This is a genomic window from Candidatus Melainabacteria bacterium RIFOXYA2_FULL_32_9, from assembly GCA_001784615.1.
Classification (GTDB): Bacteria; Cyanobacteriota; Vampirovibrionia; order Gastranaerophilales; family UBA9579; genus UBA9579.
Map to the genome: position 1 here is coordinate 4175 of MFRQ01000063.1, position 7159 is coordinate 11333.

The window sequence follows — 7159 nt, forward strand, 5'->3', positions numbered from 1 at the left end:
TATTGAAAGAATTGTATCAAAAGTAGGCAGAAGAATTGACGAAAAATCACCAATGGTAGATGCAAGACTGCCGGATGGATCAAGGGTCAACGCTATTATTCCACCTTTGGCAATTGATGGAGCATCATTATCTATAAGAAGATTTAAAGCAGATGCAGCTAGTCTGGAAAACTTATTAAAATGGGGTTCTATGACTACTGCAATGGCGGAAACACTTGAGGCAGCAGTAAAGTCAAGGTTGAATATAGTAATATCAGGAGGAACAGGTGCAGGTAAAACAACATTACTAAATAGTTTATCTGCCAGAATCCCTGACGATGAGCGTATTATCACAATAGAGGACTCTGCTGAATTATCACTTCAACAAGAACATGTTGTAAGACTTGAAACAAGACCACCAAACATAGAAGGAACCGGTGCAATAACTGCAAGAGATCTGGTTATCAACTCCTTACGTATGAGACCTGATCGTGTAGTAATAGGGGAATGCCGTGGAGCTGAAGCACTAGACATGTTACAGGCAATGAACACCGGCCATGATGGATCTTTAACAACTTTACACGCAAATACTCCCAGAGATGCATTGAGCAGGCTCGAAACCATGGTTATGTTCTCAGGAATCGAGTTGCCAGAGCGTACTATAAGACAGCAAGTAAGTTCAGCTGTTCATCTTATAGTACAAGCAAGCAGACTAAGTGATGGCTCACGTAGGGTTACATACATAACAGAAATAGTCGGCATGGAAGGTACTATTATAACTATGCAAGACATATTTCGCTGGGAGCAATATGGTATAGATGAAAATACTAAAGTCGTTGGATGTCACGTTGCAACAGGAGTAAGGCCAAGATTCTTAGATAAATGTAAGGCAAAAGGCATATTTTTACCACCAGAGCATTTTGACGCAAAAACTCCCCCTGTCTATTTGTGTAATGAGCCGCCAAACTTAAAGGCTCAAAAATTCACAGAAGGTAATAGAAATAATCCAGCAATGCCAAATTCTGTTGCATCACAAGAAAATAAACCAGCTAAAACGCCAGAAAACAAGGGTAATAACTCGTTAATGAATAGATTAAAAAAATAGATCAATGGGCTGAAAAATGATATATGGTCTCTTATCAATTATAGTAGGCGTAGCAGTCACTTATATAATACTTAATATTGGACAGCAAGAAGAATCTAGTCCAATAGCTAGGCTTTCCAAAATTAAATCTCAAAATCCCATAATGGCTGAAATGGAAAAGGTAGAAATCAATGAATTAATTAAAGATTCTGAATATAAATTCCAAGCTCTGGGAGAATTTCTTTGCAGGTTCAATTTTTTTAACTTATTAAAAAAACAATTGAAAATAGCAGATATAAATTTGAAAGCTGATGTTTTTATAATGATATCAGTAATACCTGCATTATTATGTTTTATATTAGGAACGCTAAATCCAGCAGGATTCTTTGTATATTTAATATTGGCAGTGCTTGCAGCTGCATTCCCGACTGTAATGGTTAAAATGAGAATTAAAAAAAGATACAATATGTTTACAAGCCAATTTCCTGATGCACTAGATCTTATATCAAGCTCACTAAGAGCAGGACACTCACTATTATCGGCATTTCAAATGGTATCTAAAGAGATGCCAGAACCGGTTAATCAGATCTTTAAAGTCGCATCTGATGATATTAGTCTGGGTAGAGATACAAGAGACGCATTAGAAGGAATGGCAGACAATTTACCAATGAGTATAGATTTAAGATTTTTTATCACAGCAGTTTTAATTCAAAGAGAAATTGGTGGTAACCTCGCAGAAATACTGGATACTTTAAACTACACTATAAGAGAAAGATTTAAACTACTTGGACAAATAGCAACACAGACAGCTCAGGCTAAACTATCGGGCTTAGTTTTAGCTATTGCACCTTTTGCTATTGGTGGCATTATATGGTCAATGAATCCAACATATTTAGAACCTCTGTTCAAGACCTTACCGGGTCAAATTGCACTGGTCGTTGCAGTTATGATGGCTGGCATGGGTTATGTGATTATCAATAAAATAACTGATATTAGAGTATAAAACACAACTTTTTACAAAGGACTCAACGTATGGATTTCTTATTTTTTATAATCATAGCAGCAGGTATAAGTTATGTTATTTTTCTTTTTACTGGAGAATCCGATGAAGATCTAGTACAAGCAAGATTAAGACAAATTACGTCACAAAAGCCTGAAGATAATGAAGTACAGCAAGAAGAGCCAAAAAGTAGCTTAATAGAAAATCTTATGAAGCTTGTTGACCCAATTACCTCTATTATATATAAGCATATAGATCCAAAATCAACTAAGCAACTCCTTTTAGAAGCTGGATTAGCTTCAGGGGACGAAGATGTATATAAGCATGTAGCTAAGAAAGTGGCATTTGCAGTTTTAGGTGGGCTTATGGCATTTATTCTCTCAATATCAGGGGAATTAAATCCTGGCCTAAAAATGATGCTGTTTATAATAATACCGCTTACCTGCTTTAGACTCCCGGACTTTAAATTAAGAAGACTTGCGCATATAAAATATATTGAAATAACTTACAATTTATCGGATGTTCTTGATCTACTTACTGTATGTATTGAATCAGGACTTGGTTTAGATGCTGCTTTCGTAAGAGTATCTCAAGAATTAGGCAGAACATGCCCAATACTTGCGAAAGAGTTAGGAAGAGTCAGTAAAGATATTATGTCAGGGATTCCAAGATCAGAAGCATTTAGGGCACTGGCGAACAGAAATAATGTGCCTGATTTAAGGTCATTTGTAGCTTTATTAATACAAACTGACAAACTGGGTACAAGCATAGCTCAATCACTAAGAGTATATTCTGATACAATGAGAACAAAAAGAAGACAAAGAGCAGAGAAATTAGCAGCTCAAGCTAGTGTTAAGATGGTTATTCCTCTTGTATTATTCGTACTGCCTTCTATGTTCGTTGTGTTATTAGCTCCAGCAGCATTAACTCTAGCTAAAAACTTCAAAAATATGAATGTTAACTAATATTTACTCCATTAAATATAAGCTAGCCAAAAGCTCCACAGGTTGATAAATAGGAATTTGCTTATCATTCTGGATTAAACCTTGCGTGATTCCTATTTTGCAAGATGGACAACTAGTGGCTACAATATCAGCATTGGTATTTAATATATTTTTAGCCTTTTGAGCAGATATTAATTTTGATATCTCAGGATTACTGACACAAAAAGTACCAGCTGCACCACAACACTTGTCTGCATCTTCCATCTCCAGAAATTCTAAGCCGGGGATTCTTTTTAAAATCTCTCTTGGCTCCTGATATACTTCTTGAAATCTTTTTAGATGGCAGGGATCGTGATAAGTAACAGACTTGTTTATTTCTAGATTATTAGGAATATAAATATCCTGTATAGTCAGAAATTTATTAATATTTATTGCTTTTTCTGCAATTATTGCAGCTTTTTCCTTTAATTCCCCATATAAAACATCTTCATAAATCTTCCAAACAGATCCACATGAAGCACAATCCGTTATCAAATAATCTATATCAGAATCTATTTTTTCTAGATTATCTTTAGCTAATTTTACAAAACTATCTATATTTCCTGCACTGCGAGCAGGAATACCACAACAAGAAAAATCAGGAATTTGAACTTTAAAACCATTCCTCTCAAGAACCATCATTACTGAATTTTTAACACTCGAATTTACATAATTATTGATGCAGCCGGGGAAATAAGCAATTTTAAGCTGGGAGCCATCTTTTTTAGAAGATAGTTTTTTATATCTAATATTCTCTTTTACCTGAGTATTAAACAGATCTACTGGATTTTTTAAGGGCTTTATAATGTTAGTAGCTATTTGTGCCAACTTAATTAACCCGGTAGTCCTATAAATATGTACTAATAATCTTAATAAGCTCAAATTTATCTTAGATTCAAAGTTTGTAACTATAAACTGTTTTAAAAAACCAAGTCCATTTAGCTTGTAGCTATGATATTTTGCTGTATTAATAATTTCTTCAGCAGATATACCACTTGGGCAAAAGTCATAACAAGCTTTACAGCCAAGGCAAAGGTCTAAATACTTGGACAAATTTTTATTAAACTCAATTTTACCATTCAATGCTGCATTTAAAAGAGTAAACTTTCCTCTTGAAACGGCTGTCTCCAAACCTGTAGCTTCAAAAACGGGACATACGGCTTGACATAATCCACATTTGCTACATTTATAAACTTCTTCAGAATAATCTTTTATTAATTTCATTTTGTTTAACGACTTTAAATACTAATATAACCTACTTTAGATAAAATATTTTTCCAGGGTTCAGTATTCCTTTAGGATCAAAAATACCTTTAATCATTTTCATATAGCTAATTGCATTATTATCAATAGCATTATTTAAATACTTAGCCTTTGCCATGCCAATTCCATGTTCTCCTGACAAAGTACCTCCAAGTCTTATAGCAGCATCAAACAATTCTGCTGTAGCCATTTCAAAATTCCTGGCTTCATTTTCATTACGAAGATCAAGAGAAAAGTTAGGATGAATATTTCCATCACCGGCATGCCCCATAATACAAACCAGTAAGTTGTATTTATCAGCTATTCTTCTTATTTCTTTAATCATTTCAGGGATTTTATCTCTTGGAACAACCGCATCTTCAGTTACTACATTAGGTCTTAACCTTGCAACAGCTCCAAACGCTGATCTTCTTGCAAACCAGATTTCTTCTCTTTCCTGCTCATTTTGAGAAACACGGATATTTTTTGCACCAAATTTATTACAAATTTCTAGAATTTGCTGCATCTGTACACTAACTGCATCACTAAAACCGTCTACTTCAATGACTAATGCTGCATCCATATCAACTGATAATCCTGTGGCATGAAAATTTTCAATAGTTTGCATAGTATTTTTATCCATCAGATCAAGAGTAGCAGGAGTAATTTTAGATGATATTATGTTAGTTACAGTATTAGCAGCGTTATCAATAGAATCAAAGAAAGCCAGAAGAACTTTCCTATCTTCAGGCATAGGGATTAATCTCAGTGTTATCTCGGTAACTATACCCAGAGTACCTTCAGAACCAATTAAAAGCTGAGTGAAATTGTATCCTGTAGCATTCTTTACTGTATTTCCGCCGACTTTCATTATAGTGCCATCTGCAAGTACTACTTTCAGACCTATAACGTAATCTTTAGTACCACCATATTTAAAAAATCTTGGACCACTGGAAGATAATGCTACACTGCCACCAATTGTTGAAACTTTTAAATTTGAAGGATCAGGCGGATAAAATAAGCCATCTTTTTCAACCTCTTTTTGCAGTTTATCTACGACAACACCGGGCTGAACTGTACACATGAGATTATCTTTATCCACACTTATTATCTTATTCATTTTAGAAAAATGTATGATAATTCCACCTTTAAGAGGAATACAACCTCCGGCAAGATTTGTACCTGCACCTCTTGCAACAATAGGTATATTATTCTCATTGGCAATTTTTAAAATCTCGCTTACTTGATTTTTATTAGATGGTAATACTACTAAATCAGGTAAATATAAATCTTCACCTATCGCAGTAGCATCGTATGCGTAGCAATAGCGTTCCTCAATACTTCTAAGAACATTATCTTTTCCAAGGATTGACTCGATTTTCTGTATTACCGAGTTACTTATATTAACTTTTTCGTGAACATTTACCATTAATTTACTCACAATTGCTACACAAATAAATTATAAACCAATTAGTTCAAGTTGACGTGTCTTGATAAATCTTCATGCCAGTATACCTGATTATCAAAATTTGGCCTGATGTATGTATTTTTAACTTTACTTTTTGGCAAGAGTAATACGCTTATTGCATCATCATAGACAATCTGCCAACCCGGTAAAGTCATAAGGTCTTGTAAACTATGTGTTCTTTTAGATACAACTATAATATCAGTATGAAACTTGTTAATAGCATCCGTCCATCTTGAACTAAGCTTTTCAGAAAAAATAGCTGTGAGATCAATAATGTCTTGCGGATAAGTTTCTTCACTTCTACCATCAATAAGTACTCTGCATTGAGGATACAATTTCCATAATGCATAACTACCCCAGTTGTATGTAGTTGCCAGATTTCCAGACAAATTATTTTGCTTTATAAATTCAAATGATCCTATAGGATAAATATCAGGGTTAACAACAAATTTAGCTGGTTCAAATGGAATAATTTTCATAAATAAGCTACTTAGGATAACTTTCATAAATAAGCTACTTAGGATAACTATAAAACCTAAGGATAAAGCAATCTTTAAAGCATTAAAACCGCTCTCAACTTTATTGCCAAATTTATTTTTAAATCTTTCTACTAAAGCTTTCAAAAACAAAACATATTGATAGTAAAACAAGCTGGATGCAACTATTATAAAGAAAAAAGCATGCCTTTGATGTTTTAATCCCATATAAAGAATTACAAAAGCCACTAAAATTTTTACCCAGTCAGTATCTGTCTTTTTTATAAACAGCCATATGCCTATAATCAAAACTAATATAGCAAATATCATAAATCCTAAATAAGCATGAATAGGAACACCAAAGAATAAATTGGCAGGTCCTTCCAGAGTAATAGGCTGCCACTCAGGAATTAATGAACGTGGCATGGTAGTAGCTTCATAAATATAAGGCCAATACTTAAACCCATATGGAGTTATTAGTGTAGCTAAAATACTAAGTATCAGAGTACCAAAGTATTTTATAGAATAGTTTTTATTTAGAAATTCTCCAACAGCGTAAAGAGATAATAGCCCTAATCCTGCGATAAAGCCGCCATGAATATTTGCCCAGATAATCATTGTCACAGGCAATATCCATAACAATCTATTTTCTCCTCTACGTACTCTCTGCAGCACATATAGCCAAAGAGTAAAAAAGAGAAAAGTAAACATCTGCGATCTAATTACATTCTGAACTGCCGGCAAAATGGAAAAACCGACAAAAATCGGATAAAACAGCGCAATATTATGACTTTTATCAACATATAGTCTTATAATTCTTTCTACTAATAATAAAATTAAAAATAAAATAATAAATTTAAAAGCAAATAAGCCTATATCACCAAAATGTCGAATTATGAAAAAGAAAATAACACCTGATCCCCATTC

4 protein-coding genes and 2 pseudogenes (1 of these 6 only partly in view) are annotated in these 7159 nt (G+C 33.7%); 3 read left to right on the top strand and 3 right to left on the bottom strand.

Annotated elements, in window-relative coordinates; translation table 11 throughout:
* The 3 genes and pseudogenes from A2255_02105 to A2255_02115 form a co-directional block, all read left to right on the top strand.
* Window positions 1-1084: pseudogene (locus A2255_02105) on the top strand (hypothetical protein) (it extends 452 nt beyond the left edge of the window).
* Between the two features lie 16 nt (window positions 1085-1100).
* Window positions 1101-2066: a hypothetical protein gene (locus tag A2255_02110; protein ID OGI21208.1), complete on the top strand. Its 966-nt coding sequence runs from the start codon at window positions 1101-1103 to the stop codon at window positions 2064-2066.
* A gap of 29 nt (window positions 2067-2095) precedes the next feature.
* On the top strand, window positions 2096-3028 hold the full coding sequence (locus A2255_02115; protein ID OGI21209.1) for a hypothetical protein: 933 nt from the start codon (window positions 2096-2098) through the stop codon (window positions 3026-3028).
* A gap of 3 nt (window positions 3029-3031) precedes the next feature.
* Here the strand turns inward: A2255_02115 and A2255_02120 are convergent, their stop codons facing one another.
* The 3 genes and pseudogenes from A2255_02120 to A2255_02130 all read right to left on the bottom strand — a co-directional run bounded on the left by A2255_02120 (window position 3032) and on the right by A2255_02130 (window position 7159).
* The gene (locus tag A2255_02120; protein OGI21210.1) at window positions 3032-4270 is read right to left on the bottom strand and encodes a hypothetical protein; all 1239 of its coding nucleotides are present in this window, start codon (window positions 4268-4270) and stop codon (window positions 3032-3034) included.
* 31 nt (window positions 4271-4301) lie between these two features.
* On the bottom strand, window positions 4302-5717 hold the full coding sequence (locus A2255_02125) for a glycolate oxidase subunit GlcD (GenBank protein ID OGI21211.1): 1416 nt from the start codon (window positions 5715-5717) through the stop codon (window positions 4302-4304).
* A 41-nt stretch (window positions 5718-5758) separates the two neighbouring features.
* Window positions 5759-7159 (bottom strand): annotated as a pseudogene (locus A2255_02130) (hypothetical protein).

Coding starts and splice junctions, on each gene's coding strand:
- A2255_02125 (OGI21211.1), bottom strand. CDS start 5,717: ATGGTAAATGTTCACGAAAAAGTTAATATAAGTAACTCGGTAATACAG.
- A2255_02115 (OGI21209.1), top strand. CDS start 2,096: ATGGATTTCTTATTTTTTATAATCATAGCAGCAGGTATAAGTTATGTT.
- A2255_02110 (OGI21208.1), top strand. CDS start 1,101: ATGATATATGGTCTCTTATCAATTATAGTAGGCGTAGCAGTCACTTAT.
- A2255_02120 (OGI21210.1), bottom strand. CDS start 4,270: ATGAAATTAATAAAAGATTATTCTGAAGAAGTTTATAAATGTAGCAAA.